The organism is Ruegeria sp. AU67, from assembly GCF_900312795.1.
Lineage (GTDB): Bacteria > Pseudomonadota > Alphaproteobacteria > Rhodobacterales > Rhodobacteraceae > Ruegeria > Ruegeria atlantica.
Genome location: NZ_OMPH01000020.1, coordinates 118,563 through 142,197, shown reverse-complemented (window position 1 = coordinate 142,197; position 23,635 = coordinate 118,563). Strand labels below are relative to the sequence as shown.

General features: G+C 57.9%; 26 protein-coding genes and 1 riboswitch. Of the genes, 14 read left to right on the top strand and 12 right to left on the bottom strand.

Annotation, left to right across the window (positions count from 1 at the left end):
• Nucleotides 1-1,215, bottom strand: a complete 1,215-nt coding sequence (gene gltS / locus DK510_RS10380; protein ID WP_109312009.1) for a sodium/glutamate symporter — start codon at nt 1,213-1,215, stop codon at nt 1-3.
• 7 nt (nt 1,216-1,222) lie between these two features.
• Nucleotides 1,223-1,747, bottom strand: a complete 525-nt coding sequence (locus DK510_RS10375; protein WP_109312008.1) for a DUF6446 family protein — start codon at nt 1,745-1,747, stop codon at nt 1,223-1,225.
• Nucleotides 1,748-1,838: 91 nt separating this feature from the next.
• Here DK510_RS10375 and DK510_RS10370 point away from each other — a divergent pair, with 91 nt between their 5' ends.
• On the top strand, nt 1,839-2,471 hold the full coding sequence (locus DK510_RS10370) for a MarC family protein (RefSeq protein WP_109312007.1): 633 nt from the start codon (nt 1,839-1,841) through the stop codon (nt 2,469-2,471).
• An 8-nt stretch (nt 2,472-2,479) separates the two neighbouring features.
• Here the strand turns inward: DK510_RS10370 and DK510_RS10365 are convergent, their stop codons facing one another.
• Nucleotides 2,480-3,409, bottom strand: coding sequence for a glycine--tRNA ligase subunit alpha (locus DK510_RS10365; protein WP_109312006.1), 930 nt, complete (start codon nt 3,407-3,409; stop codon nt 2,480-2,482).
• A 205-nt stretch (nt 3,410-3,614) separates the two neighbouring features.
• Here DK510_RS10365 and DK510_RS10360 point away from each other — a divergent pair, with 205 nt between their 5' ends.
• A complete protein-coding gene (locus DK510_RS10360) occupies nt 3,615-5,348 on the top strand; it encodes a serine protease (RefSeq protein WP_109312005.1) in 1,734 nt (577 codons plus the stop codon).
• 55 nt (nt 5,349-5,403) lie between these two features.
• Here DK510_RS10360 and DK510_RS10355 read toward each other — a convergent pair whose 3' ends face one another.
• Together DK510_RS10355 and DK510_RS10350 are read right to left on the bottom strand one after the other, a co-directional pair.
• Nucleotides 5,404-6,978 (bottom strand): thiamine pyrophosphate-binding protein, encoded by a 1,575-nt coding sequence (locus DK510_RS10355; protein ID WP_109312004.1) that lies wholly within the window; start codon nt 6,976-6,978, stop codon nt 5,404-5,406.
• Nucleotides 6,978-8,426: a TrkH family potassium uptake protein gene (locus tag DK510_RS10350; RefSeq protein WP_109312003.1), complete on the bottom strand. Its 1,449-nt coding sequence runs from the start codon at nt 8,424-8,426 to the stop codon at nt 6,978-6,980. Before DK510_RS10350 ends, DK510_RS10355 begins: the two co-directional genes overlap by 1 nt.
• On the opposite strand from DK510_RS10350, the gene DK510_RS10345 reads away from it, so the two are divergent.
• Nucleotides 8,425-9,147 carry a hypothetical protein gene (locus DK510_RS10345; protein WP_109312002.1) on the top strand — a complete coding sequence of 241 codons (723 nt, stop codon included), beginning with the start codon at nt 8,425-8,427 and terminating at the stop codon, nt 9,145-9,147. The two genes, DK510_RS10350 and DK510_RS10345, sit on opposite strands and share 2 nt — an antisense overlap.
• Nucleotides 9,148-9,482: 335 nt before the next feature.
• Here the strand turns inward: DK510_RS10345 and folE2 are convergent, their stop codons facing one another.
• A complete protein-coding gene (gene folE2, locus DK510_RS10340; protein WP_109312001.1) occupies nt 9,483-10,589 on the bottom strand; it encodes a GTP cyclohydrolase FolE2 in 1,107 nt (368 codons plus the stop codon).
• Nucleotides 10,590-10,758: 169 nt separating this feature from the next.
• Entirely contained in the window at nt 10,759-11,949 is a 1,191-nt protein-coding gene (metZ, locus tag DK510_RS10335) for an O-succinylhomoserine sulfhydrylase (protein WP_109312000.1), read from the bottom strand.
• Nucleotides 11,950-12,014: 65 nt separating this feature from the next.
• A riboswitch (SAM riboswitch) is annotated at nt 12,015-12,092 on the bottom strand.
• Nucleotides 12,093-12,213: 121 nt separating this feature from the next.
• Here metZ and DK510_RS10330 point away from each other — a divergent pair.
• Nucleotides 12,214-12,903, top strand: a complete 690-nt coding sequence (locus DK510_RS10330; RefSeq protein WP_109311999.1) for a glutathione S-transferase N-terminal domain-containing protein — start codon at nt 12,214-12,216, stop codon at nt 12,901-12,903.
• A gap of 69 nt (nt 12,904-12,972) precedes the next feature.
• On the opposite strand, the gene DK510_RS10325 is transcribed toward DK510_RS10330, so the two are convergent.
• On the bottom strand, nt 12,973-13,470 hold the full coding sequence (locus DK510_RS10325) for a hypothetical protein (RefSeq protein WP_160116498.1): 498 nt from the start codon (nt 13,468-13,470) through the stop codon (nt 12,973-12,975).
• 524 nt (nt 13,471-13,994) lie between these two features.
• Here DK510_RS10325 and DK510_RS10320 point away from each other — a divergent pair.
• The gene (locus DK510_RS10320) at nt 13,995-14,762 is read left to right on the top strand and encodes an extensin family protein (RefSeq protein ID WP_109311997.1); all 768 of its coding nucleotides are present in this window, start codon (nt 13,995-13,997) and stop codon (nt 14,760-14,762) included.
• Nucleotides 14,763-14,766: 4 nt separating this feature from the next.
• Here DK510_RS10320 and DK510_RS10315 read toward each other — a convergent pair whose 3' ends face one another.
• On the bottom strand, nt 14,767-15,138 hold the full coding sequence (locus tag DK510_RS10315) for an OB-fold nucleic acid binding domain-containing protein (protein ID WP_109312182.1): 372 nt from the start codon (nt 15,136-15,138) through the stop codon (nt 14,767-14,769).
• A gap of 127 nt (nt 15,139-15,265) precedes the next feature.
• Here DK510_RS10315 and DK510_RS10310 point away from each other — a divergent pair, with 127 nt between their 5' ends.
• Together DK510_RS10310 and DK510_RS10305 are read left to right on the top strand one after the other, a co-directional pair.
• A complete protein-coding gene (locus DK510_RS10310; RefSeq protein ID WP_058273927.1) occupies nt 15,266-15,589 on the top strand; it encodes a 2Fe-2S iron-sulfur cluster-binding protein in 324 nt (107 codons plus the stop codon).
• Nucleotides 15,589-16,311 (top strand): VCBS repeat-containing protein, encoded by a 723-nt coding sequence (locus tag DK510_RS10305; protein ID WP_109311996.1) that lies wholly within the window; start codon nt 15,589-15,591, stop codon nt 16,309-16,311. The genes DK510_RS10310 and DK510_RS10305 overlap by 1 nt, the downstream gene beginning before the upstream one ends.
• A 65-nt stretch (nt 16,312-16,376) precedes the next feature.
• On the opposite strand, the gene DK510_RS10300 is transcribed toward DK510_RS10305, so the two are convergent.
• From DK510_RS10300 to nthA, 3 genes are read right to left on the bottom strand one after another with little or no spacing between them, the layout of a single operon-like run.
• On the bottom strand, nt 16,377-16,712 hold the full coding sequence (locus DK510_RS10300; protein ID WP_109311995.1) for a nitrile hydratase accessory protein: 336 nt from the start codon (nt 16,710-16,712) through the stop codon (nt 16,377-16,379).
• On the bottom strand, nt 16,709-17,386 hold the full coding sequence (gene nthB / locus DK510_RS10295) for a nitrile hydratase subunit beta (RefSeq protein ID WP_109311994.1): 678 nt from the start codon (nt 17,384-17,386) through the stop codon (nt 16,709-16,711). Before nthB ends, DK510_RS10300 begins: the two co-directional genes overlap by 4 nt.
• Nucleotides 17,383-17,997, bottom strand: coding sequence for a nitrile hydratase subunit alpha (gene nthA / locus DK510_RS10290; RefSeq protein ID WP_109311993.1), 615 nt, complete (start codon nt 17,995-17,997; stop codon nt 17,383-17,385). The genes nthB and nthA overlap by 4 nt, the downstream gene beginning before the upstream one ends.
• A gap of 150 nt (nt 17,998-18,147) precedes the next feature.
• Between nthA and secG the strand changes: the two genes are divergently transcribed.
• From secG to DK510_RS10255, 7 genes are all read left to right on the top strand, one after another.
• Entirely contained in the window at nt 18,148-18,513 is a 366-nt protein-coding gene (secG, locus tag DK510_RS10285; RefSeq protein ID WP_058276104.1) for a preprotein translocase subunit SecG, read from the top strand.
• A gap of 158 nt (nt 18,514-18,671) precedes the next feature.
• Nucleotides 18,672-20,315 (top strand): CTP synthase, encoded by a 1,644-nt coding sequence (locus DK510_RS10280; protein WP_058276105.1) that lies wholly within the window; start codon nt 18,672-18,674, stop codon nt 20,313-20,315.
• A gap of 122 nt (nt 20,316-20,437) precedes the next feature.
• Nucleotides 20,438-20,920, top strand: coding sequence for a bacterioferritin (locus DK510_RS10275; protein WP_109311992.1), 483 nt, complete (start codon nt 20,438-20,440; stop codon nt 20,918-20,920).
• 160 nt (nt 20,921-21,080) lie between these two features.
• Nucleotides 21,081-21,857 (top strand): isocitrate lyase/phosphoenolpyruvate mutase family protein, encoded by a 777-nt coding sequence (locus DK510_RS10270; protein WP_109311991.1) that lies wholly within the window; start codon nt 21,081-21,083, stop codon nt 21,855-21,857.
• Nucleotides 21,858-21,967: 110 nt separating this feature from the next.
• The gene (locus DK510_RS10265; protein WP_058276107.1) at nt 21,968-22,417 is read left to right on the top strand and encodes a TerB family tellurite resistance protein; all 450 of its coding nucleotides are present in this window, start codon (nt 21,968-21,970) and stop codon (nt 22,415-22,417) included.
• A gap of 20 nt (nt 22,418-22,437) precedes the next feature.
• Nucleotides 22,438-22,875: a TerB family tellurite resistance protein gene (locus tag DK510_RS10260; RefSeq protein ID WP_109311990.1), complete on the top strand. Its 438-nt coding sequence runs from the start codon at nt 22,438-22,440 to the stop codon at nt 22,873-22,875.
• Complete coding sequence (locus tag DK510_RS10255; protein WP_109311989.1) at nt 22,872-23,624, top strand: phosphate/phosphite/phosphonate ABC transporter substrate-binding protein; 753 nt, start codon at nt 22,872-22,874, stop codon at nt 23,622-23,624. The genes DK510_RS10260 and DK510_RS10255 overlap by 4 nt, the downstream gene beginning before the upstream one ends.
• Nucleotides 23,625-23,635: the final 11 nt, after the last annotated feature.

The window sequence follows — 23,635 nt, the reverse complement described above, 5'->3', positions numbered from 1 at the left end:
TTAGAAATTGACGATCGTCTGAATGACGATGGCATTAGCGATATCCACAAAGAATGCGGATACAAGGGGCAATACGATAAAAGCAATAGGCGATGGGCCATATCGTTTGGTGACAGCGGTCATATTTGCAATAGCGGTCGGGGTGGCGCCTAGGGCGAAGCCTCCGAAACCGGCGGCCAGAACGGCGGCACGGTAATTGCTGCCCATGACAGGAAACAGAACCCAGATCACAAATGCCACTGCGAACAAGGTCTGGGCCGACATGATGACCACAATGGCAAGGCCGAGTTCCGCGATGGTCCAAAGCTGCAGGCTCATTAATGACATGGCCAAAAACGCACCCAGCGAGAATTCCGAAATCAACGCCAGCGAGGGGGTGCGTTCAATTGGTGGGCGGCTGGGTGCAAGCCATGCGCGCAGGTTCGCGATGACGATGCCCATGATGAGACAAGGCACGAACAGCGGCAGCTTCAAACCGGCAGCGCTGATCGCCTCGCCCAGCGAATACCCCGCAATGATCGCCAGGTTGAGGAACAGGAGAACGCGCATGATCGACAGATGATCGATTTTGCTGGACACGTCATCGCCGTCAGTGGGAAGCCCCACTGTGTGATCCTCGTCGGGGCGTGCAGGGCTGAGGTTGCGCCCTTCGACCAGAAGCCGCGCTATCGGTCCACCAACCAAAGCAGCCAGAACAAGCCCAAGAGTTGCAACGGCAACGCCTAGCTCAGTTGCGCCGTCCAGGCCGGTGGCCTCGGCAACCTCGGGGGCCCAGGCAATCGCAGTTCCGTGCCCGCCGATCAGAGATGCCGAGCCGAACAGAACCCCAGCCTGCGCCGGATACCCGAACATAGACGCCCCAATTGCCCCGATCCCGTTTTGCGCAACAATCGTCGCCAAAGTCAGGATCAGAAGTAAAAACAGAGGCTTGCCGCCTGATATCAGGTCAGAGAGTCGCGCGTTTAACCCGATGCCCGCAAAGAACACCACTAACAGAAAATCCCGTGTGGCAAGGTCAAAGGATAGCTCAAGATCGAAGGCCAGATACAATATCAGCACGACCAGTGAGGCCAGCAGGCCACCCGTGACAGGTTCGGGAATGTTAAACTGGCGCAATGCGGCGACGCGCGCATTGATCTCTACCCCCAAAAGATACACCGCAAAACCCAACGTAGCGGTCAGGAAATCAGGTATCTGGAGGGTCTCGGCGGTCATCTTATCCTCAATTCTGTGGCCGGTCCGGGCATTCTTCGCCAATCACGGTGCCGTCATAGGCCTTTTCGCCGCAATTGTTCAGCGCGTGCCAGACATAGCCTTTGCCGCCATTTGTAACGGCAACAATTCGGTCAACGCCAAAGTGGATGTTTTTTGCGCCCAGAAAGGCTTTGGCCTCGCCTGATTTCAGGGCATCCGCCACCGCCACGGCGTCAAAGCAATCGAACCATCCGGGCGCGGTCAGCGGCTCTGCATTCTCGACCGCGACATAGTTTTCCTCAATCTGCGCAAGCGTCATATCCGTTTCGAAACAGGCACGGTAGCGGATGGGTGAGCTGTCCGCGTCAATCGCCTGAAACGCACTGTAGGATATAGGCGTGGGCGCCTCGGCCCCTTCCGTCATCAACATGACATCCTGCCCGGGCTTGGATTCCACGTCATAATAAAATCCGTAGATCTGCAGGTAATACATCCCAAAACCGGCTACTGCCGCCGAGATCAGCACTATGATCGCAAGCACTTTTCCTGTCATTGTCTTTTCCTTTTGCTCACGATGCCTCTTTCACGATCGGTAAAAATAGGACAGGTTCCAATTGATTACAGGCCGGAAAGAGACTTTTGAAATGGACAGCACCCTTGCCGTAGGATTCTTCGGAGCGCTTTTTGCGATCATGAATCCAATCACGAACCTGCCAGTGTTTCTTAGCGTCACCGACGGCCTTGCCTCGGCTGAGCAACGCAAAGTGGCTACAAAGACGGCGCTCTACTGCCTGATCCTCGGCGCATCGTTTGCGGCTGTGGGAAGTCAAACGCTCAGCCTGTTCGGCATCAGCGTCGATGACCTGCGCGTCGCGGGTGGTCTGGTTGTTCTGATGATTGGCCTGAATATGCTGAACGGAAAGCCCAGCACGTCGCATCACGGAACCGAGGGGGAACGGCAATCCTATCCTGAACCTAATACGGTTGCCTTTTATCCGCTGGCCTTTCCGATCCTTGTCGGACCGGGCACAATTACCACGTTGATCCTGTATGCAAGTCACATCCATAAACCGGTAGATGCCATTGTTTACGCTGGCGTTTTCCTGGCCGTCTTGCTGTTGCTGTTCGTGACATTCTGGAACGCCGCAGCCATTGCCAAACGTCTGTCTGACAATGCTCGTGTTATCATGAGCCGGTTCATGGGCATGATCCTGTCGGCCATCGCAATCAGCATGATCGCGGCTGGCCTTAAGGTCTTGCTGCCCGGACTGGCCTGAGCGGCGCATTAGGCCTGGAACCCGGCGGCCTCGGTCAGCAGGAATGCGTCTGCGCATTGCTTCGCCAAAGCCCGCACGCGGCCGATATAGGCCTGACGCTCGGTTACCGAGATCACACCCCGCGCGTCCAGCAGGTTGAACACGTGACTGGCCTTGATGCACTGATCATAGGCCGGGTGCGCCATGATGATGCGCTTGCCAGTTTTTGGGTCGTCATGCTCCTGTGCCAGAATGGCGGCGCACTCAGCCTCGGCTTCTTCGAAGTGGCGCAACAACACTTCGGTGTTGGCCACGTCAAAGTTCCAGCGGGCGTATTCTTCTTCGGTCTGCTTGAAGATGTCGCCATAGGAAAGCGGGCTTGGTGACTGCGGATCGTTGAATGGCATGTCCATCACGTGGTCGATGCCAAGCACGTACATCGCCAGGCGCTCCAAGCCATAGGTCAGCTCGCCCGAGACCGGCGCACAATCATGGCCACCGACCTGTTGGAAGTATGTGAACTGGCTGACTTCCATGCCGTCACACCAAACTTCCCAACCCAAACCCCATGCGCCAAGGGTGGGGCTTTCCCAATCATCCTCGACAAACCGGATGTCATGCAGGGTCATGTCGATGCCAATCGCCTCAAGCGAGCCCAGATACAGGCCCTGCAAATCCGGCGGACTGGGTTTGATCAGCACTTGATACTGATAATAATGCTGCAACCGGTTGGGGTTCTCACCATAGCGCCCATCCGTAGGGCGGCGCGAAGGCTGCACATAAGCTGCGGCCCAAGTTTTCGACCCAAGCGCGCGCAAGGTGGTCGCCGGGTGGAACGTACCTGCACCAACCTCCATGTCATAGGGCTGCAGAATGGCGCAGCCTTTTGAGGCCCAATAGGTCTGAAGCCGCAAGATAATCTCTTGAAAAGAACGTGGTGCGCTGGACTGGTCGGTCATGACATTCCCTTTGGACGCCACTGCGCCCGGTTCCGTTGGGTTTTGTCCTTCCTATGCAAGGGGCCGTTGGGCGTCAACGGGCGGCAAAGCCTATGCTGTCACTGCGCAGCCACACTGGAAATTCCCCGTATTCCGGGCATGGCTTTCGGTACGTTGTTTCGCGTAGGGTCCGGCAAAGATAAAACACTGCAGACACGGGCAGACAATGACTCGCATATTTACGGCAATTTTGTTTCTTTTTCTCATCGGCGCGCGCGCTGTTTTTGCACAGCAGGACGCAGGTGTCTGGGTGCAGGTCGAAGCGCAGCCCTCGCTGCGCGAAGCGCAGGAACGTGCGCGGGCCTATGCCGGTACCTTGCCGGACGTAAACGGGTTTCGATTGAACTCTGGCTGGTATGCCATTGTTATCGGGCCGTATTTGCGCACAGATGCGGAACAGGTTCTAAGCGTTTACCGCGCCGAGGGGCAAATCCCTGCGGACAGCTATATCGCGTTTTCTAGTGCACTGGGTCAGCAATTCTGGCCGGTCGGAGAGAACATTCTGGATCGGGGCGTCGTGACGCCACCAGTTGAACCTCAGCCGGAACAGCCGGTTGTTGGCGTAACACCGCAGGCCTCTGACGAGACACGCTCACAAGCGTTGCAAAGCGAACGTCTTCTAAGCACGCAGGAACGCATGAATTTGCAAACCGCCCTGCAGGCCGCGGGTTTTTACAATTCAACGATCGATGGCGCATTTGGCCAAGGCACGCGGCGCTCCATGGGCGACTGGCAACGGTTCAACGGCTTTGAAGCAACCGGCGTTCTGACGACCGCACAGCGCAAGGCGTTGATTGACGATTTTAATGCCCCCCTTCTGAGCGTTGGGATGGAGCGTCACTCCGACCCGCAGGCCGGTATCGATTTGGATCTGCCGCTGGGTGTCATCGCATTCGACCGTTATGAGGCCCCGTTTGTTCACTTCAAAAGCACAACCGATCTGGGCGCCAAGGCCCTGTTGATCAGTCAAAAAGGCGACAAAGCCACGCTGCGCGCCCTTTATGAGGTGCTGCAATCGCTGGAAATCGTTCCGCTCGATGGCCCACGGCAACTGCGCGGCGACAGCTTTACGCTGGAAGGGCGCGGTAATGGGATCGTGACCTATAGCGAAGCACGGCTGGACGATGGCCAGATCAAAGGCTTTGCACTGGTTTGGCCCGAGGGTGACGATGCCCGGCGCGCCAGAGTGCTGGCCGCAATGAAGACCAGCTTTACCGCAACTGGCACGGTGCTGGACGCCGCAGCGGGTGCCAATGCCGAGCAGCGGATTGATCTGGTGTCCGGACTGCAGGTACGCACACCGCGCCTGTCCCGTTCGGGCTTCTTCGCTGATACCAGCGGCACGGTCCTTACCGTATTTGAGGCCGCTGACAGCTGCACACGCATCACGCTTGATGACGATCAGGAGTTCCAGCTCGCCTCGTCTGATGCAGATCTGGGCGTGGCGGTTCTGCGCCCCAGCCGCAATCTGGTTCCGGTCAACGTGGCAGAATTCAGCGCCGATGCGCCGCGTATTCAATCTGAGATCGCGGTGTCGGGCTTCTCGTATGAAGGCGCCTTGGGCGCACCGACACTCACCTTTGGTCAGATCGCTGATGTGCGCGGCCTGAACGGAGAAGACGGCGTGAAACGTCTGGCATTGGCGGCCCAGCCCGGCGATGCGGGCGGACCGGTTTTTGACGGCAATGGCCAGGTTGTTGGCATGCTGCTGCCAACCCCGACCGAAGGACGCACCCTGCCCGCGTCTGTCAGCCTTGCTGCAACGGCCAACAGTCTGAACGAAGTTCTGGCCAAGGCGGGCGTGTCCGGTCAATCGGGTCAGCCGACAGCGCAAATCTCGCCCAATGAACTCAGCCGCCGGGCGACCGGAATGACCGTATTGGTTCATTGCTGGGATTGATCTCTGCGCCAAATCGCACAAAGCGCCGCTCGTCCGAGCGGCGCTTTTTTGTTGGCTAAAGGATATCCGGCGTGACACGGATCAGTGTCGGGACCGGGGCCGTAAAGGCGGCTCGGACCGCCTCTTGCATCTCGGGCAAACTGGAGGGCGCAGAGGACAACGCGCCAAAGGCCTCGGCGAGTTTGCAGAAATCCGGGTTCCGCGCGACAACCGCATTTGGGGCGATCTGACCTCGGACCATGCTGTCCTCAATCTCTTTGAGCTTTCCGTTGTCCCAAAGAATAATCGGCAGAGACAGGCCCAGTTCGACTGCTGCACCAAGCTCTTGCATCGTATAGTGAAAACCGTAGTCCCCGGCGATCACCGCTGTAGGCTTACCTCGGCGCGCCACAGCCCCGCCAATTCCGGCCGGCAGCGCATAGCCAAGCGTGCCGAATCCGGTCGGATGGTGCCAGTGATAGGGATAGCCCATATCCCAAACCTCTTTGGCGACATAAGCGAACTGGGTCATGTCAGAATAGATCATGGTGTCGCCGGGCATCGCCGCGCGAAGGGCATCCAGCACCGGGACGATACCCGGTCGTTCCGCATCCACTTCGGCCCGCCAACGGCGGCGCGTGTCAGCGACTTCCTCCGCTGTCCAGCCCGTCGAAGGTTTAACATGGTCGATAGCCGCCCAAAGTGCATGGGCAAAGCTTTCCCCGTCAGCCTGTAATTTCACTGCGGCGCGATGGTGATCGGACAGAACCTTCGGGTCCACATCTATACGCACCAGATTGCCCGTGTGGCCCAATGCATTTCGCCACAGGTCGACCTCGCCCAATTCCGCGCCCACGACGACCACAAGGTCGGCGGAAGCGATAACATCGGCGCTGCCCGGTCGTGGCAACATGGCTCCGTAGTCCAAGGCATAGCCCAACCCCGCCATTCCGCGCCCGGCATACGTGGTAAAACAGGCCGCACCCAACTGCGTCAGGATTTGCCGCCACAGATTCGACCGCGCACCACCACCCAGAATAAACAACGGGCGCCGTGCGATGTTCAGCATGGACATTACCGGAGCCAAGTCCGGCGGCAGAACTTTTGAGCGCAAACCAGGTTGGTTGGGAAACGGTGCGGGATCAGCATCGGCCTCAAGCTGTGCAATCGGCACCTGAATGTGCTTTGGACGTGGACGGCTGAGTTCAAACTCTTCAAACGCCCGCTCGACCAGACCATAAGCGGCCTGAGCGGTATTCGCCTGATGCGACCAGTCAGTCACGGTTTCAGCCGCAGCGCGTTGGTCTTTCATCTGGTGCAACTGCCCGTGCACGCCTTGCGTTTCATCAAGGCACGAGGACATCACCAGCATCGGGACAGAATCCGTATAGGCCTGCCCCATCGGTGTCATGATATTGCACAACCCCGGTCCGGTGATGACATATGCAACACCCGGCTTGCCGGTCGCACGGGCATAGCCGTCGGCCATGAACCCTGCCCCCTGCTCGTGCCGGGCCAGCACATGGGTGATTCCGGCCTCTTCGATCCCGCGATACATTTCCTGATTGTGCACGCCGGGAATACCAAAGATCACATCCACTCCGCGATCCCGCAGCATATGCGAAATCTGCGCACCAAGGGGTCTTTTCATCAATTCCTCCAGAACTGGACAGTGAAGAGTGCATAAACGGCCAAAAGCTCAAGCCGCCCTACCAGCATACCGATTGAAAGCAGCCATTTCGCGGTGTCGCTGAGCCCTGCAAAGTTGCCGGCCGGTCCGATTTGATCCCCCAGCCCCGGCCCTACATTGGCCAGCGCTGTGGCTGCACCGGAGACGGCAGTTATGAAATCCAATCCCGTCAGTGCCAGCGCCCAGGCCAGCACGCCCAACGAGAGCACAAAAAACATGAAGAAGCTCATGACTGAGGTCAGAACGTCCGGACCAATCGAACGGCCATCATATTGCGGCTTAAAAACACCATGAGGTGAGCGGATGCGGCGGATCTGGGTCTTAATCGAAGCAAACAGCAGTTGATACCGGAAGATCTTGATAGAACAGGCGGTTGAACCCGCGCAGCCGCCAATCAGACCGATCAGAAAGAACATCATGATCGGGAAACTGCCCCAGCCCATGTAATCTACGCTGGCATACCCTGTACCCGAAATGATCGAGGTGATGTTGAACAGTGATTCCCGAACAGCTTGTTCCCAATGATGCGGGAAAACGGAGGTCAGAAAGACCGCCATAATGACCACCAGCACCAGAATGGTCGCCAGAAAGGTCCGTATCTGGCTGTCGCGGAAAATGGACCTCGTATTGCCATTGGCGAATTGGACGTAGCGCACGAAAGGCAGTGCAGCGAGGATCATGAAGACAGCGGCCGCATATTCTGCTGGGCCGGAAAACGTGCCAAAGGACGCGTCATAATTTGAAAACCCGCCCGTTGAGATCGTCGTCAGGGCGTGCACCACGGCATCAAAAAAGCCCATCCCCAGACCTGCATAGACCAGCGCGCAAACAATCGTCAGAAAGACGTAGATCAGGGAAATCTGGCCCGCGATCTCTTGCGCACGCGGCAGAATTTTCCCCATGGTTTCAAATCCTTCCGAGCGGAAGATTTGCATCCCTCCGACGCGAAGCTCGGGCAAGAAAACCATGGCCACGACGATGATGCCGATGCCGCCCAACCATTGCAGCAGGCCACGCCAAAGCAGCAACCCCTGTGGCAGGTTATCGAGGCCGGAAATCACTGTCGAGCCTGTCGTCGTCAGGCCCGACATCGCCTCGAAATACGCGTCGACAAAGCGCAGTTCGGTCTCGCCCAAAAGAAACGGAATGGCGCCAAAAAATGGCAGTGCGACCCAGACCCCTGTAGTCAGTAAAAAGGTCTGACGGATCGTCAGACCTTCGCCGACTCCGTTCGAGCAGCTCATTGCCAGAACGACGCCGGTCAGAATCGTGATGACGCCGCTTTCGAGAAAAACGTGCCACTCGCCTCGGCCTTCGATGAAGTCCGCAAGCATAGGCAGCAGCATGGTCGCCCCAAGAATGGCTACCAATAGGCCAATCACATATCCAACCGGGCGCATATCCGTCATGAGGCGCAGCGTTGGCGCGCCTGCACGACTGTGTCAAGCCGGTGTCGGGTTTTACCCGTCCGTTTTGCGTGCCGTTGTTGGCATCGCGGGCGGGCTAGACGGGGCGCGCGGGCGACGCGCCGGAGTTGCCTGTGCCACCTCGGGCTTTGCGGCAACGGCTTTTGCAGGCGCAGGCTGCGCCGCGACCGGCTTGGCGGGTGCAGGTTTCGCCGCGACCGGCTTGGGTGCGGCTGGTTTGGCCGGTGTCTTTGGCGCAGTGGTGTTCGCTGCCACAGGTTTCGGCTTGGCAACCGCTGCCGGTTTTGGCGCAGGTGTTTTTCTAGCAACGGCAGGCTTTGGTTTGGCTGCCGCTGCGGGTTTGGCCGCTGGCTGCCCTTTGGCGACGGCAGGATTGGCGGTAGGCTTTTCTGCAACTTCGGCCGATTTGGCTGCTACCGGGGTGGGTTTGGTTACTGCAGCCACCGTTTTGGGCGCGGTGGGCTTGGGTGATTCGACCTTAGGTTTTGCGGCGGCTTTCTTGCGGGCTACAGGCTTGGGCTTGGCCACCACCGCAGGTTTTGCCTTGGCAACCGATTTGGCCTTGGGCGCGGGTTTTGCCGAGGGTGCAGCCGGGGCCGGAGCAGCAGCCGACGCGTGCAAGGCACTAACCGACACAAACGGCAGCTCCATCGCCGAACGGGTCAAAATCTGCATAATTTTCATTTGGTTGCTAACCGCATAGCCGGCCATTCGGATGGCCGCAGCCTGAAATTCCAGCGGTTGGGAAATTGGATTCATACTTTAGTTCTCCTCTGAAAGCGATGCAGCCTGCAAAAGAGTGAATTGAGCTGCCCGTCCCGATTTTTCGGGCGGATCAAGCAGTCACGAAGTCCTGAGCGTCGCACGTCTCAGCTTCCTTTCAGAGTGGCAGACGCACGAACAGAAATTCGCCTGCCACGGCTGCATTCCACACCAGTGTTACTTGAAGGACCGTGCAAATGCAGCACGAATTGCCGCGCTGCGGCGGAAAACCGCTCTTGGTCTAAAAATGATACTTTATTGATCCACCCTGCCCCGTCACCCAACGTGGAACAGGGTGGTGAGCAGCCGCGGGTCCAGGCTGGGTGACACAAAGGTCGGACCTTTGGTCAGAACCGACACCGCATCGTGGCTGTGCAGGCTTTCCTGATGGCTTGCGACCACGCGGAAATCGCCGATATGGTGATCGGCGGCCAGCAATTCAGCACAGAACAAACGGGCAGCGTCTTCGACAAAGATCGGATTGGCCGCATTAAGCTCGGCAAAGGCCTGTTCATCCTCGCGTTTGACCATCACCTGCGTTTCTGTCGGAACGGCACGGCGGCACATGGCAATCAGATCCTCGAACCAAAGGCAATCCGTGTCGCAATCTACAACAACAGAAATCCGCGCCACTGAGCGTTGCGAATGCGGTGTGGCCAGCTGTCCACGTGTTGCGCGTGCGTGCTCGCTGAGTTCCAGCGAACAGGGACATGTTGAGGAATATACGTAGTCCAGATGCATGATCTTCTGGCGCACACCACCCTGTTCGACCAGCTCCAACGCGATGTCGTAATACTGGTACCCCTCCAGGCCGGACCTCAGGCTTTGCACCCGATCGGGGTAAGAAAACCGCATCTGAATGCGCGCATCAAAGCTGTCCAGATCGGTCATGTAGTCATCCAGCGCGGCCTCCATAACCTCAAAGCTGAATGTCCGTTCGGCGTGCTTGTAGAACGAGCGCATGATCCGGGACATGTTGATGCCCTTCTTTTCGGCATCAAGGCTGACAGTGCCAGTAACCGATGTCTCAAGCGCCAGATCATCGCCATTCTTGCGGTGAAATCGGATCGGCAGACGGAAGTTCGAGATACCAACATGCTGGATTTGCTGCTTTGCGCCCCGGATCAGACTGGACGGGCCATTCTGCAGATCCGGCAAGGTCGCGCGGTACGCGCTGTCAACGGTGAACCCCTCGGGGTATTCGCGCGACAGGGACGGATAGTTTACGGGCACCAGACCGGGCACAAGGCGCGCAATTGCCGGGTCGAGCTGGCTGATCTCGGCCTCGGTTGCGGACTCGGCCCATTTGCGCAGGGTCTTCAGAGCGGCTGCGGCTTCGTCATTGTCGGGCGTGTCCTCAATGTCGCGGGCGTGCACGTTCATCGATCGGGTTCCTCGGTTGGTCGCCGAACCTTATTCGTGTTCGACTTGCTTTCCAGTGTAACTTTATACGCTGAAAAACACAGCCCGGATCGAAATTCGGCGAAAATCGCATGACTTACGTCATTTTCACCTAGTTTCGACCCGGTTGTCAGTAAACCGCTGCCGTTAGTTAACGTTGCGACACGTCCAGCGCATGCTTGATGTCTGCAAGAAGATCGCCCGCATCCTCCAACCCGACGGAAAAGCGGATCAGGCCGGGTGTGATGCCCAATTCGTCCTTCTGATCGTCACTCAGACGCTGGTGCGTTGTTGTGGCCGGATGTGTCGCAATCGACTTGGCATCGCCCAGATTGTTCGAAATGACAGGGATCGTCAGCGCGTTCAGGAACGCAAACGCCGCGTCTTTGCCGCCCTTGATGTCCAGCGACAGAACAGTTCCGCCTTTGCCGCCCAGCTGGGCTTGGACCAATGCGTTTTGCGCATGGGTTCTCAGACCCGGATAAAGCGTCCGTTCCAGCGCCGGATGCCCCTCAAGCGCTTCTGCAATGGACTGTGCCGTCTGGGCCTGAGCGTTAACGCGCAGTGCCATCGTTTCCAGACCTTTCAGCATGACCCAGGCGTTGAACGGGCTCAGCGCTCCACCGGTATGTTTCAGATAGGGCTCAACCGTACCCCGGATGAAATCCTTAGTACCAATGATGACACCGCCCAAAGCACGCCCCTGCCCGTCGATATGTTTGGTCGCGGAATAGACCACGACATCCGCCCCCTGTTCGATCGCGCGCGAAAAAACCGGGGTGGAAAACACATTGTCCACGATGACAAGCGCGCCAACCGCATGGGCCAGTTTGGCAACCGCCTCGATATCAATGACCTCAAGCGTCGGGTTTGACATGGATTCGAAGAAAACCGCCTTGGTCTCGGGGCGGATCGCCGCTTTCCAGGCGTCCAGACCGGTGCCGTCAACAAAGGTGACGTCCACACCATAACGGGAAAGGATGTTTTCGAGGATATACAGACAGGACCCGAACAATGCCTTGGCCGACACCACATGGTCGCCCGCCTGTAACATGGAGGTCAGCGCCGCGTTCACCGCAGCCATGCCGGATGCTGTGGCAAACGCGTCCTCGCCACCTTCCAGCGCCGCGATGCGCTGTTCGAACATCGAAACGGTCGGGTTGCCATAGCGGGCATAGATGAACTCATCCGGGCCGGATTCGATGAACCGCGCCTCGGCTTGTTCTGCTGTCTCATAGACAAAGCCCTGCGTCAGAAAAATTGCTTCGCTGACTTCGTTGTATTGGCTGCGACGGATGCCGCCATGGACGGCTTGGGTGCGTTTGTTCCAGCTCTCGCTCATCTCATTCCTCTCGTCCCTTGTCTGGCAAGGGCATCAAAAAAACCCCAGACGCGGTCAAGCGAAAGGGGCCTTTCATCCTGACCTTTTAGCGGTGTTGTTTAGCGTGGCCCGCAATCCGGTAACAAATCGCCACGTAGCTTCTGCGATGCAAATACGCCGCGCATTCTTGGCCGTCAAGCCCGGTTGCCCTGTGTCACGCTTTCGTAACCGCCTCTTGCCGATTGCGCAGAATACCGCATGATCGCCTCAATCTGAGGAGGCACCATGATCGATCTGTATTTCTGGCCCACGCCGAATGGCTGGAAGGTGTCCATCGCTTTGGAAGAGATGGACCTTCCCTACACCACTCACCTAATCAATATCGGCAAGGGTGATCAGTTCGACCCAGAGTTCCTAAAAATTGCGCCCAACAACCGGATGCCTGCCATCGTTGACCCGGACGGCCCGGATGGCACATCTATCTCGGTGTTCGAAAGCGGAGCGATCCTGATGTATCTCGCCCGCAAGACAGGTCGTTTTTACGGCAACACCGAGCGTGACCGGATCGCGGTCGAGGAATGGCTGATGTGGCAGATGGGCGGCGTCGGCCCGATGGCTGGTCAGGCGCATCATTTCCTGAAATACGCGCCGCAACTGAACCCGCCACAGGACCTGCCCTACCCCAAAGACCGATACCGGTCAGAGGTTGCGCGCCTTTATGGGGTGCTGGATCGTCGGCTGTCTGAAAACGAATACGTCGCGGGCGATTTCTATTCCATCGCCGACATGTCAATCTGGGGCTGGGCCAGCCTGTGGGAGGGTCAGCAGCAGGTGCTGGAGAACAAACCCCACTTCGCCCGCTGGCTTGAGATGGTGAGCGCTCGCCCCGGCGTCCAGACTGGGCGCGCGCTGAATGCAGAGTTACGTGGGGACCACCGGGACAAGCAGGCACAGGGGGTTTTGTTTAAGCGGTGATGCATCCAAAAAACCACTTGGACCCACAATGATCTTCCGTCATTGGTGCTTTGGCTACGGCTAGTATCGTTAGCGAAATTGGAATTCAGGCTCCGCATGGAAAGGCACCGGCTTGCCTTTCCAAAGCTTACTGCGCAGTGCCGCAACATTCCTGTCGTCAACGCGCATCAGGGCTGTTAGGACAAAAGTCGCTTTCCTTTGCTTTGGGCTTGCTTTCTGAACTGGGCCATTGGCTCGCTCCGCCGTATCGAAAGGCAAGACATGCGGTTTTTTCGACCGCACGGAGCGAAAGTTTGGAACCGGATGCTGCTTTCGGCCTGTTTCTTCCGCCGACCGTGACAATTCGATGCCCTTGAGTTGCTGCAATTTTGAGAGGTATTTTTTTGCGGTCCCAAAGTGCCTGCGTTCCAAGGAGTAAGCGCTCAATGCCTCCTCGATCATTCTGGCAGTGTGTACATATCCCTTTGAGCGCGTGAACTCCCTGAGCTCAGCCAGTTGATCGGAGATCTGGCTCTCATCCCGCAAGGCGGCTTTTTTGAGCGATCCATGTCGTGTTACGTTGGGCATCCGGGCTGTCTCTTAGAAGACGTTGAGTAGTGCGCAATCAAGTCTAAGTTCTGACAAAGACCGACGCGCAAAGACGCTTGCCAGTACCCGCCCGACAGCGGAGAGTCGACCAACCGGCGTCAAAGTGGCGGAAAAGCGCTTAGACTCGCGGGTGGGTTTAGGAGCGCATAGCGGCGCTCCTCGGAACGTGAGTTTTGCGGTCGCAAAGCAGCAGCAAGGCTTCGCGTTATCGGGAAACAGACCTACCCTCTCCCCGCTCCAGCAGTACCAGTATGCCTGAGATATCCTCGATCTCATCCGCAATCACATGAGCCACCGAATACGCCCGCTACACGCCGATTTACGCTCAAATAGCGGGACCAAGCAAGCGCAGAGCAATTTGTTTAAGTGAATGGAATTCCCTGCTATACTCGGGCCTTAATAGGAAAAGTATTTTGCAAAACCCCGCCGATCCGCGCCTCAATAGATGTATCGTGGCCGGTCATGGTAAAAACGGTCGAACCTGAAAGGGAACGAGTTACTTTATGCGAGTATTGGCCCCTTTGTTTGTTTTATGCGCAGGTATGGCGAGTGCCGCTCCGGATTGCGAAGAACCTGCTCAAGCGCACGAGCTTGTGGCGTATGAACCGTCTGCTGAACTGGACGTACTCTTGGAGGAAGACACTTCACCTGCGCCCCCTAAACGAGAGCTGACTGTGTCGCTTAGGCCACGGTTGCGGCCCTGCAAATTCCGTCAGATCGAGGTCGGTCGCGAACGGATGCGCGATCGCGGTGCAGTGTGTGGTGATTGGACTATTGTGGGCGAGGCCCAAAAGTCATTTAGGGGAAAGTACCGGGGATGCGGTATTGTGGAACCGGTGCGCATCCGCATGGTTTCTGACGTTTTCCTCAGTCAGTTTGCCCTGATGGATTGCGAAACGGCCGTCACACTAAAGACTTGGCTGGAGAATTCGGCCAAACCGGCCTTTGCTGATCAAGGCGGCGGCCTGAAAGGGCTACGTCTTTCTGGCCATTATGCCTGCAAGACGCAAAACAATCAGCCTCGCGCTCGGATATCGGAACATGCCCGGGGTCGCGCAATTGATATTTCGTCCTTCATACTCACGGATGGCACCGTGATCACCGTACGCGACGGATGGACAGCGGAAGATACGAGCGATGTTATTCACGAGCTGCACGCAGGCGCCTGCGGTCTGTTTGGCACCGTGCTGGGGCCTGACGCCGACCGCTATCACAAAGGGCACTTCCATTTTGACACAGCGCGCCGCCGTAGTGGACCCGTTTGCCGCTGACGGACTACCCCTCCCCCCGCACCAGCACATCCAGCATGCCCGAGATATCCTCGACCTCTTCCGCGATCACATGGGTCACCGAATGCGCCCGCTGCATCCTGCCCGTGACCCGCAGCAGCCGCCCCGAGATCACCGCCCGGCGGAAACGTTCATAGATCTTGCGCCAAACCACCACGTTCACGATACCGGTCTCATCCTCGAGCGTGACAAAGATCACCCCCTTGGCCGTCCCGGGCCTCTGCCGCAGGATCACCAGCCCCGCGACCGCCACCAGCGCGCCCTCGGGCGGGTCGTTCAACCGGTTGGCGGGCAGACACGCGGGCGGGCGCGGCCAGTTCCGGTCCGAAGACACAGGGCGGGTAGGTAACGCAATCATGAGAACAAAAATAGAACAAATGCAAGGAAAGTCCATAGGCGGCGTGACGAGTCGCAAATGAGGCTGGAAAGACCTAAATGCCTTCACTATGGAAGAATTCGACAAGCGAAAGAGGAAGACGCACGCAATGGCAAAGATTACCTATGTCGAGCACGGCGGTACCGAACATACAGTCGAAGTCGCCAGCGGCCTGACCGTCATGGAAGGGGCCCGTGACAACAATATCCCCGGCATCGAGGCCGATTGCGGCGGCGCCTGCGCCTGTTCGACCTGCCATGTCTATATCCACCCCGACTGGGTCGAGAAGGTTCCGGCCAAGGACGACATGGAAGAGGACATGCTGGATTTCGCCTTTGAACCCGACCCGGCCCGCTCGCGCTTGACCTGCCAGATCAAGGTCACTGACGAATTGGACGGGCTGGTTGTTCAAATGCCCGAAAAGCAGATCTGATGCTTTTCAAAGCGATCGCGGCTGCCGCGATCGCAATTGGAATCTTTCCGAGTCAGACAAGATCTCAGCAGCCATGGCAGTATGAGCCGCTGGGTTCGGCAGAGTACTCCGAACCCACTGCGCGATACCCGCACGGGGTACTCGGTGATCAGATTGAATACGGCGCCCTGATCCTGCAATATGCGCCGGAATGGGCGAAATACACAATCCGGCTGCCAAAAGAGCGCGTTTTCGAAGATATCCGACCGCGCCTGATTGATATTGACAACGATGGCCGTCGCGAAGCTCTGGTGGTTGAAAGCCATCGTGACAAAGGTGCACGGCTTGCAATCTACAATGGCGGCGGCCTGATTGCCGCTACGCCCTACATCGGAACCCGCTTTCGCTGGCTCGCTCCGGTCGGCGCGGCCGATATGGATGGCGACGGCAACGTCGAGATCGCCTATGTCGATCGCCCTCACTTGGCCAAAACCCTGCGCATATGGCGATTTGCAGACGGCGAGCTGACCGAAATCGCATCGCTGCCCAATCTCACCAATCACCGTATTGGAGAAGATTTCATCTCCGGCGGTCTGCGCGATTGCGGCGGCACTCCGGAACTGATCCTCGCCAACGGCAATTGGACACGCGTTATCAGCGTCTCCTACCAAAATGGCTGGACCAAAACTGACTTCGGCGCATTCACCGGGCCCCAAAGCCTAAACAATCCGCTCAAGTGCTGATCCGCCTCTTCATCTGGCCAAAAATATCCTAGGGGTGAGGCCGCAGGCCGAGGGGGCAAAGCCCCCTATCCCTTGGTCAGTCGCACAGGCTGTCCGTGGGGCGTCATCAGATAGGCCTCTTCCCACTTGTCGCGCAATTGGCTGATATCACCTGGGGCTGTGGCCCCCTGTTCGGTCAACAGGGCCTCGAGCGTTTCCAGCCACGCGGTAAAATAATCGTCCCCGCCATTCAGTTCACGATCTAAACCGTTCCGTTTCAGGGTGGCCGAGAAGCGCGCAGCCCAATCTGACCAATCGAACTGTCCGGCCTCGTTCAGCGCGACCGTCACAGCAAAGACCAGCGCGTGCCATGGTTCGGCAAAAACAGGTTCTGGTGCCGTATGCGAAATGCATTCACTCATGCGGGGCCCAGATAGCTTTGCCAAAGATCCAGAACCACTTCGTCATTGGGATGTTCCGGGTTGGCCCAAAGTTCAGACGCCGGGAACACAACCGCATAAAGCGGCTCGGGTGCTTCGCCCAGCCTATGGGCATTGGAGTCCGGCAGAACGTGCGTTCCGTGTACCATCAGAACGCGCCCCTTCGCTCCGGCAGCATAAACGGGCAACCGGGTGTGGCCGCCGTCGACAAGGCGATTGGCAGCGGGGCGGGTCGTAACGACCTCCTGCTCCACTTCAAATCCCACCGGCACGTTCGAGGGCCGATCTGCAGGACCACCACTGGCCAGCACACCAGCAACCGCTTCGGCCTTCATCTTACGGCCCGCCAGCGGGTGTTCTTCTTTGTCTGCCTCGCCACGTAGGTCTTCTTCGGTCAGCACGCCGCTTTCGACCAGCAGGTCCGTCAGGGCTGAAATCCATTTCTCATAATAAGAAAATCGCGTGTAGTCCTTGGGTGAGAGCCTCTCGCGCGCGTGACGTGAGATATCAATATTCCATTGGCCCAGCGATCCAGCAGCCAGCGTGACTGCCAATGCCCGCGCATGCCAGTCTTCAGCAAAAACCGGGGCATCATCGGGTTCGGGGTGCACAGGTCCATCGCCGAACCGCCCCCCCATATCGTGAACTCTGGTCATGACGGCACCTTTGGCAGGCCGGTTCCGATCATGCTGTCGCGTGTGACAAGTGCCGCCAACTCGTCTTCGGTTAAGCCATCCGTGTCTTCTGGCCGCATCGGAAGCACAAGGTACCGCACCTCGGCCGTCGAATCCCAAACGCGAACCGAGGACGTCTCGGGCAGGGTCACCCCGAACTCAGCCAGAACCTTGCGCGGCTCACGCACAGCCCGCGCCCGATAGGCATCGGATTTGTACCAACCCGGCGGAATACCAAGCAGCGGCCACGGGTAACAACTGCACAAGGTGCACACGACCATGTTGTGCTGTTCAGGTGTGTTTGCGACGACAACCATGTGTTCGCCCTGACGCCCGTAATAACCCAGATCGGCGACAACCGATGTGGCATCTTTCAGCAACGCGGCTTTGAAGTCCGGGTCAGTCCAGGCTTTGGCGACGACCCGCGCGCCGTTCTGCGGGCCGATCTTGTTCTGATAGGTATCAATAATTTCATCCAGCGCCGCCGGATCGATCAGGCCCTTGCGAGTCAGAATCGTTTCCAGCGCCTTTACCCGCAGCGCAGGATCAGGTGGCAAAAGGGTGTGCGGGTAGTCGTGATCATCATGTGGCATGGCCGCAGCCTGCGCGAGGTGCGGCCATGCTGTCCAGTCCCTTTGCCGTGATCTGAAACATCACCGTTCTTGATGCCAACTCCTCCCTTGCCCCCGCTGGAAAACTTGCATAAGTACCACGCGATACACGCCACGCTGTACAGGAACACCATGGAAAACGTCGTTCTCATTATCCACCTCCTCTTGGCTCTGGGCCTGATCGCCGTCGTTCTGATGCAGCGGTCCGAAGGCGGTGGCCTTGGCATGGGCGGCGGGGGTGGCGGCGCCATGACCGGACGCGCCGCAGCGACTGCTTTGGGTAAGGTGACGTGGATCCTGGCTGCTTGTTTCATCGTGACTTCAATCACGCTGACCATTCTGGCCGCACAGAAATCCTCGGGCAGTTCGGTGATCGACCGTTTGGGCGTTCCGGCCCCGGCACCAACCGAGGAAAGCACACCTGCGGTTCCGTCGGCTGACGATCTGCTGCCTCCGGCAGATGGCGACAACGCGCCGCTGATCCCACAAGCCAACTGATCCACAAAACCTAGAAACCTGAAAGAGAACTGCAACAGCATCTTGCGGTTCTCTTGCGCTATTGGCGCGAATCCTTTATATGTGAAGTCCCGTGGTGCAGCGGTTTTTCGGAACCGTCGGGCAGCTGATTTTGACGTCTCACGGGAGCAGCCGAAAACATGGCGCGTTTTATTTTCATCACTGGTGGTGTGGTTTCGTCTTTGGGCAAAGGACTGGCTTCGGCGGCTTTGGGCGCGCTGTTGCAGGCCCGAGGGTATTCGGTGCGTCTGCGCAAGTTGGACCCCTATCTGAACGTTGACCCCGGCACGATGTCGCCGTTCGAGCATGGCGAAGTGTTCGTGACCGATGACGGGGCCGAAACCGACCTGGATCTTGGTCACTACGAACGATTCACCGGCGTGGCGGCCCGCAAGACCGACTCGGTTAGTTCAGGTCGGATTTATTCCAACGTGCTCGAGAAAGAGCGCCGCGGTGACTATCTGGGCAAGACCATTCAGGTGATTCCGCACGTCACCAACGAGATTAAAGACTTCATCTCGATCGGTGAGGATGAGGTCGATTTCATGCTGTGCGAGATTGGAGGCACCGTCGGTGATATCGAAGGCCTGCCCTTCTTTGAAGCAATTCGTCAGTTCAGCCAGGACAAGCCGCGCGGCCAATGCCTGTTCATGCACCTGACCCTGCTGCCCTACATCAAAGCCTCGGGCGAATTGAAAACTAAGCCGACCCAGCACTCGGTGAAAGAGCTGCGCTCGATCGGTCTGGCCCCTGACATTCTTGTTTGTCGCTCCGAGGGTCCGATCCCGGTCAAAGAACGCGAAAAGCTGGCGTTGTTCTGTAACGTGCGCCCGGACAGCGTGATCGCGGCACAGGATCTGTCAACGATTTATGACGCCCCGCTGGCCTATCACCGCGAAGGTCTGGATCAGGCGGTTCTGGATGCGTTCCAGATCAGCCCTGCCCCCAAGCCTGATCTCACAAAATGGGAAGATGTCAGCGACCGCATCCACAATGCCGAAGGCGAAGTCAAAGTCGCCATCGTCGGCAAATACACGCAGCTTGAAGACGCCTATAAATCGATTGCCGAGGCGCTGACCCATGGCGGTATGGCCAACCGGGTTCGCGTAAAGGTCGAATGGGTCGATGCCGAGGTGTTTGATACCGAAGACGCAGCCCCGCATCTGGAAGGCTTCCACGCGATCCTTGTTCCTGGTGGATTTGGCGAACGCGGCACCGAAGGCAAGATCAAAGCCGCGCAATACGCGCGCGAACACAAAGTGCCCTATCTGGGAATCTGCCTTGGTATGCAGATGGCTGTGATCGAAGCTGCCCGCAATGCCGCTGGCATCACCGAGGCGGGCTCGGAAGAGTTTGACCACGAAGCAGGCAAGAAACGTTTTGAGCCTGTTGTTTATCACCTGAAAGAATGGGTTCAGGGCAACCACAAGGTCGAACGCAAGGTCGGTGACGATAAAGGCGGCACCATGCGTTTGGGCGCCTATGACGCGGTACTGGCCGATGGCTCGAAAGTGGCAGAGGTGTACGGCGGCACCAATATCGAAGAACGCCACCGCCACCGCTATGAGGTGGATATCAAGTATCGCGACAAGCTGGAAAAAGCTGGCCTGAACTTCTCGGGCATGTCGCCCGATGGTCGTCTGCCCGAAATCGTCGAATGGTCTGACCACCCTTGGTTCATCGGCGTCCAGTACCATCCGGAACTGAAATCCAAACCATTTGAACCGCATCCGCTGTTCCGCGACTTCGTGCGTGCAGCGAAAGACACCTCTCGCCTCGTTTAAGAGCTATCTGTGTCGGACTGTCACCCCGCATTGTTTTGTGGGGTGTAACCTCCTAACTATTTGAACAAGCAGGCCCGCGTGCCGCGTAATTTGATGCAGTTCAAAGATTCAGGAGTATTCCGATGAGCAATGCGACAACGATAACAAACCTCCAACAAGCGCTTCACATGGAAATGACAGCTGCGCATCAGTACCAGTTGCATGCGCATGTGCTGAATGACTGGGGCTTGGACATCCTGGCCGAAAAAATGCGCGGGGAAATGCAGGAAGAACTGGGGCATTCTGATGCCTATATCGAACGCATTCTTTTCCTTGGCGCAAAGCCAGAGCTTGAGCTTCAGAAAAACCCAAAGGCGGCGGACGACCTGGAAGAGATGTTTACCGCAGACCTGAAGGATGAAATGGAAGCCATCGATTTCTACACCCAAGCCGCAGCACAGGCGGCCGAGGCTGGCGACGTTGGAACCCGAACATTGTTTGAACGAATTTTGCTGGAGGAAGAAGGCCACAAAGCATGGCTGGAGACCGAGTTGTCACTTCTCAAGCGGCTAGGCGAGTCGGCGTTCAGCGCCAGATACGTATCAGGCACTGCCGGCCAAGACTAAATCCTCTTCAACTGATCTCACCATGTCGCAGGATTCGGGCCAACAATTGTTGGCCCATTTTCTTTCGTCACCGCAAAGTGACGGCGTGGGGCCAAAAAATACTACTCGCGCACAGTTCCACGTGGTTACTGTTGGGCAAATGATGACAGGAGAGGCCCAAATGACCGATCAAATCCAAAACGCAGAAACCTTTGCGGCCCTGCACAAAAAGGGCGATCCGGTCATCCTTTTTAACATCTGGGACGCTGGCAGCGCCGGTGCCGTGCGGGATGCAGGCGCCATGGCATTGGCGACCGGCAGCGCACCCGTTGCAATGGCGCAGGGGTTTGGCGACGGCCAGAACATCCCGCTGGATGTCGCTTTGGACAACGCCGGCCGAATCGTCAGCGCCGTAGACCTTCCTGTTTCTTTGGATTTCGAGGGGGCCTATGCCGAGGACGCGGTGGGAATCATCGCCAATGTCCAAAGTGCACTTGAAACAGGTGTCGTCGGCTTCAACTTCGAAGACCAGATTGTCGGCACCAAAGACCTATACGACATCGAAACCCAGGCGGCTCGCGTTGGTGCGATGCGGGAAGGGTGCGACGTCGCTGGCGTCCCTGCTTTTATCAACGCCAGAACGGACATCTTCCTGAAGGCTGCGCCGGAAACGCATGACGAGGCGATGCTCGACGATGCGATGGCACGCGCCAAAGCCTATGCCGACGCGGGTGCCAGCGGATTCTTTGCACCCGGCCTCAAGGATGAGGACATGATCGCCCGGCTTTGCGAATCGACTGATCTACCTGTGAATATCATTGCCCTGCCCGGGACCCCGGATACCGCGACGCTTGCGTCACTGGGCGTCGCCCGGATCAGTTATGGGCCTGTGCCGTACCGGAAGATGCTGGGCTGGCTGCAGGAACAAGCGAAACAGGCGCTGCAGTCAGGCGCCTAGCCAGCGGGTAGATACCGATACAAGCGGATACCGGCAAAGTTGTGACCATTCACGGCTATGACGGGTAGTCAGCGCTTGGCGGGCCACAAAATATGGAATAACCTCGCGACATGTTGAAAAAATTCCTACAGGCGTTTCGCCCGCCACAGCACGACCATTTGCCCGATCCTGACGCCGAACTGGCCTTGGGTGCTTTGATGGTGCGCGTGGCGCAGGCGGATCGGGATTACAAGCTGGAAGAAATCAGCCTGATCGACCGTATTCTTGCGCGGCTCTATCAGCACAACGCGATCGAGGCCGCCAAAGTCCGCGCCACCTGCGAAAAATTGCACGCCGCCGCGCCAGACACCGATACATTCGGCAAGTTGATCCGCGAAACAACCGACCTGCAGGAACGTCTGGCCGCGCTGGACGCTTTGTGGGAGGTCGTTCTGGCCGATGGCAATTCGGACGAAGGCGAAATGAAGATCGTCGAAGAAGCCCGCATCGCCATGGGCCTGAGCTTTAAAGACAGCCAAGAAGCGCATGAACGGGTACAAACGCGCTTGGAACAGAAGTAGTCCGCTTCTATAACCAATTCATGTTCAGCGATTTTCTTTCCCGGCTCACGCAGCCGCAGCCCGACCCACTTGCCGATAACGACGCCCGTTTGGCCCTAACGGCCCTTCTGGTGCGCATCGCCAGATCCGACAACGACTATGCCGACACGGAGATGGCACGAATCGACCGGATATCGGCGGAACGCTATGGCCTGTCCCCTTTTGAGGCCGCAGCCCTTCGCGCCAGCGCCGAGGATCTAGAAGCCGAAGCCCCCGATACCGTCCGCTTTACCCGCGCGATCAAAGAGGCTGTCGCTTACGAAGATCGTCTGGCCGTGGTTCAGGCGATGTGGTCGGTCGCACTGGCCGATGGGCATCGGACCGGCGAAGAAGATTCGCTGTTGCGTCTGGTGGTCAGCCTGCTGGGTGTCAGCGATGTCGATTCTGCCCTGGCCCGGCAAAAGGCAGCCAAATCGTGATTGCAATGCTGGGCATGTATGACATGCCCGCGCTGCAACCAGCCAATGATCGGTTCTGGTCGTCGATTCGGGCGCATCTTGGATTTGGCCCCGCGCATCTGACACGTGGCGCTGACGTTTGGGATGTCTGGCATAGCCCCGACCTAGTTTTTTCTCAGACGTGTGGCATGCCTTACCGCACCCGATTGTATGGGAAGGTTCAGCTTGTCGGCACGCCGGACTACGGTCTGGCAGGCTGTCCGCCCGGGTACTACCGGTCTGTTATCGTGGCCCGAAGAGACGATACCCGCGATCTGGACCAGCTTGCCGACGGCACCTTTGCTTACAATGAATCGCTTTCTCAGTCCGGTTGGGCTGCGCCCATGGTCCATCTGTCACGTCACAGCCGCCTTCCAAGTTCCGTGCTGGAAACTGGCGGTCATGCCCTTTCGGCAGCCGCTGTTGCGGAAGGCCGCGCGGATTATGCCGCGCTGGATGCGCTTACGTGGGAATTACTCAAGGAACACTCGAATTTGGGGGCTGAGCTTCGCGAGGTCGCAGCAACCGAACCTTCGCCCGCCCTGCCCTACATCACGGCCAATGGTCAGGATGCGCCCCAAATTGCAAAGGCGGTTCGTGCAGCCATCAACGATCTTTCCCCCGCCGACCAAAAGATGCTGCACTTGCGTGGTCTGATCGACATTCCAGCCGAGCATTACCTTGCCGTTCCCGACCCGTCCCCTGAGGCTGCCAAATTGATCGATCCGTGACCACTTTGGTC

What these genes read in the sequence shown, in the direction of transcription:
- DK510_RS10275 (WP_109311992.1), top strand. Translation starts at nt 20,438, where the DNA reads ATGAGCAATGCGACAACGATAACAAACCTCCAACAAGCGCTTCACATG.
- DK510_RS10280 (WP_058276105.1), top strand. Translation starts at nt 18,672, where the DNA reads ATGGCGCGTTTTATTTTCATCACTGGTGGTGTGGTTTCGTCTTTGGGC.
- DK510_RS10375 (WP_109312008.1), bottom strand. Translation starts at nt 1,747, where the DNA reads ATGACAGGAAAAGTGCTTGCGATCATAGTGCTGATCTCGGCGGCAGTA.
- DK510_RS10360 (WP_109312005.1), top strand. Translation starts at nt 3,615, where the DNA reads ATGACTCGCATATTTACGGCAATTTTGTTTCTTTTTCTCATCGGCGCG.
- DK510_RS10330 (WP_109311999.1), top strand. Translation starts at nt 12,214, where the DNA reads ATGATCGATCTGTATTTCTGGCCCACGCCGAATGGCTGGAAGGTGTCC.
- DK510_RS10325 (WP_160116498.1), bottom strand. Translation starts at nt 13,470, where the DNA reads ATGCCCAACGTAACACGACATGGATCGCTCAAAAAAGCCGCCTTGCGG.
- DK510_RS10305 (WP_109311996.1), top strand. Translation starts at nt 15,589, where the DNA reads ATGCTTTTCAAAGCGATCGCGGCTGCCGCGATCGCAATTGGAATCTTT.
- DK510_RS10350 (WP_109312003.1), bottom strand. Translation starts at nt 8,426, where the DNA reads ATGACGGATATGCGCCCGGTTGGATATGTGATTGGCCTATTGGTAGCC.
- metZ (WP_109312000.1), bottom strand. Translation starts at nt 11,949, where the DNA reads ATGAGCGAGAGCTGGAACAAACGCACCCAAGCCGTCCATGGCGGCATC.
- DK510_RS10355 (WP_109312004.1), bottom strand. Translation starts at nt 6,978, where the DNA reads ATGAAAAGACCCCTTGGTGCGCAGATTTCGCATATGCTGCGGGATCGC.
- DK510_RS10260 (WP_109311990.1), top strand. Translation starts at nt 22,438, where the DNA reads ATGTTCAGCGATTTTCTTTCCCGGCTCACGCAGCCGCAGCCCGACCCA.
- DK510_RS10345 (WP_109312002.1), top strand. Translation starts at nt 8,425, where the DNA reads ATGAGGCGCAGCGTTGGCGCGCCTGCACGACTGTGTCAAGCCGGTGTC.
- DK510_RS10310 (WP_058273927.1), top strand. Translation starts at nt 15,266, where the DNA reads ATGGCAAAGATTACCTATGTCGAGCACGGCGGTACCGAACATACAGTC.
- nthB (WP_109311994.1), bottom strand. Translation starts at nt 17,386, where the DNA reads ATGACCAGAGTTCACGATATGGGGGGGCGGTTCGGCGATGGACCTGTG.
- DK510_RS10315 (WP_109312182.1), bottom strand. Translation starts at nt 15,138, where the DNA reads ATGATTGCGTTACCTACCCGCCCTGTGTCTTCGGACCGGAACTGGCCG.
- DK510_RS10370 (WP_109312007.1), top strand. Translation starts at nt 1,839, where the DNA reads ATGGACAGCACCCTTGCCGTAGGATTCTTCGGAGCGCTTTTTGCGATC.
- DK510_RS10265 (WP_058276107.1), top strand. Translation starts at nt 21,968, where the DNA reads ATGTTGAAAAAATTCCTACAGGCGTTTCGCCCGCCACAGCACGACCAT.
- DK510_RS10270 (WP_109311991.1), top strand. Translation starts at nt 21,081, where the DNA reads ATGACCGATCAAATCCAAAACGCAGAAACCTTTGCGGCCCTGCACAAA.
- nthA (WP_109311993.1), bottom strand. Translation starts at nt 17,997, where the DNA reads ATGCCACATGATGATCACGACTACCCGCACACCCTTTTGCCACCTGAT.
- DK510_RS10300 (WP_109311995.1), bottom strand. Translation starts at nt 16,712, where the DNA reads ATGAGTGAATGCATTTCGCATACGGCACCAGAACCTGTTTTTGCCGAA.
- DK510_RS10365 (WP_109312006.1), bottom strand. Translation starts at nt 3,409, where the DNA reads ATGACCGACCAGTCCAGCGCACCACGTTCTTTTCAAGAGATTATCTTG.
- DK510_RS10320 (WP_109311997.1), top strand. Translation starts at nt 13,995, where the DNA reads ATGCGAGTATTGGCCCCTTTGTTTGTTTTATGCGCAGGTATGGCGAGT.
- gltS (WP_109312009.1), bottom strand. Translation starts at nt 1,215, where the DNA reads ATGACCGCCGAGACCCTCCAGATACCTGATTTCCTGACCGCTACGTTG.
- folE2 (WP_109312001.1), bottom strand. Translation starts at nt 10,589, where the DNA reads ATGAACGTGCACGCCCGCGACATTGAGGACACGCCCGACAATGACGAA.
- secG (WP_058276104.1), top strand. Translation starts at nt 18,148, where the DNA reads ATGGAAAACGTCGTTCTCATTATCCACCTCCTCTTGGCTCTGGGCCTG.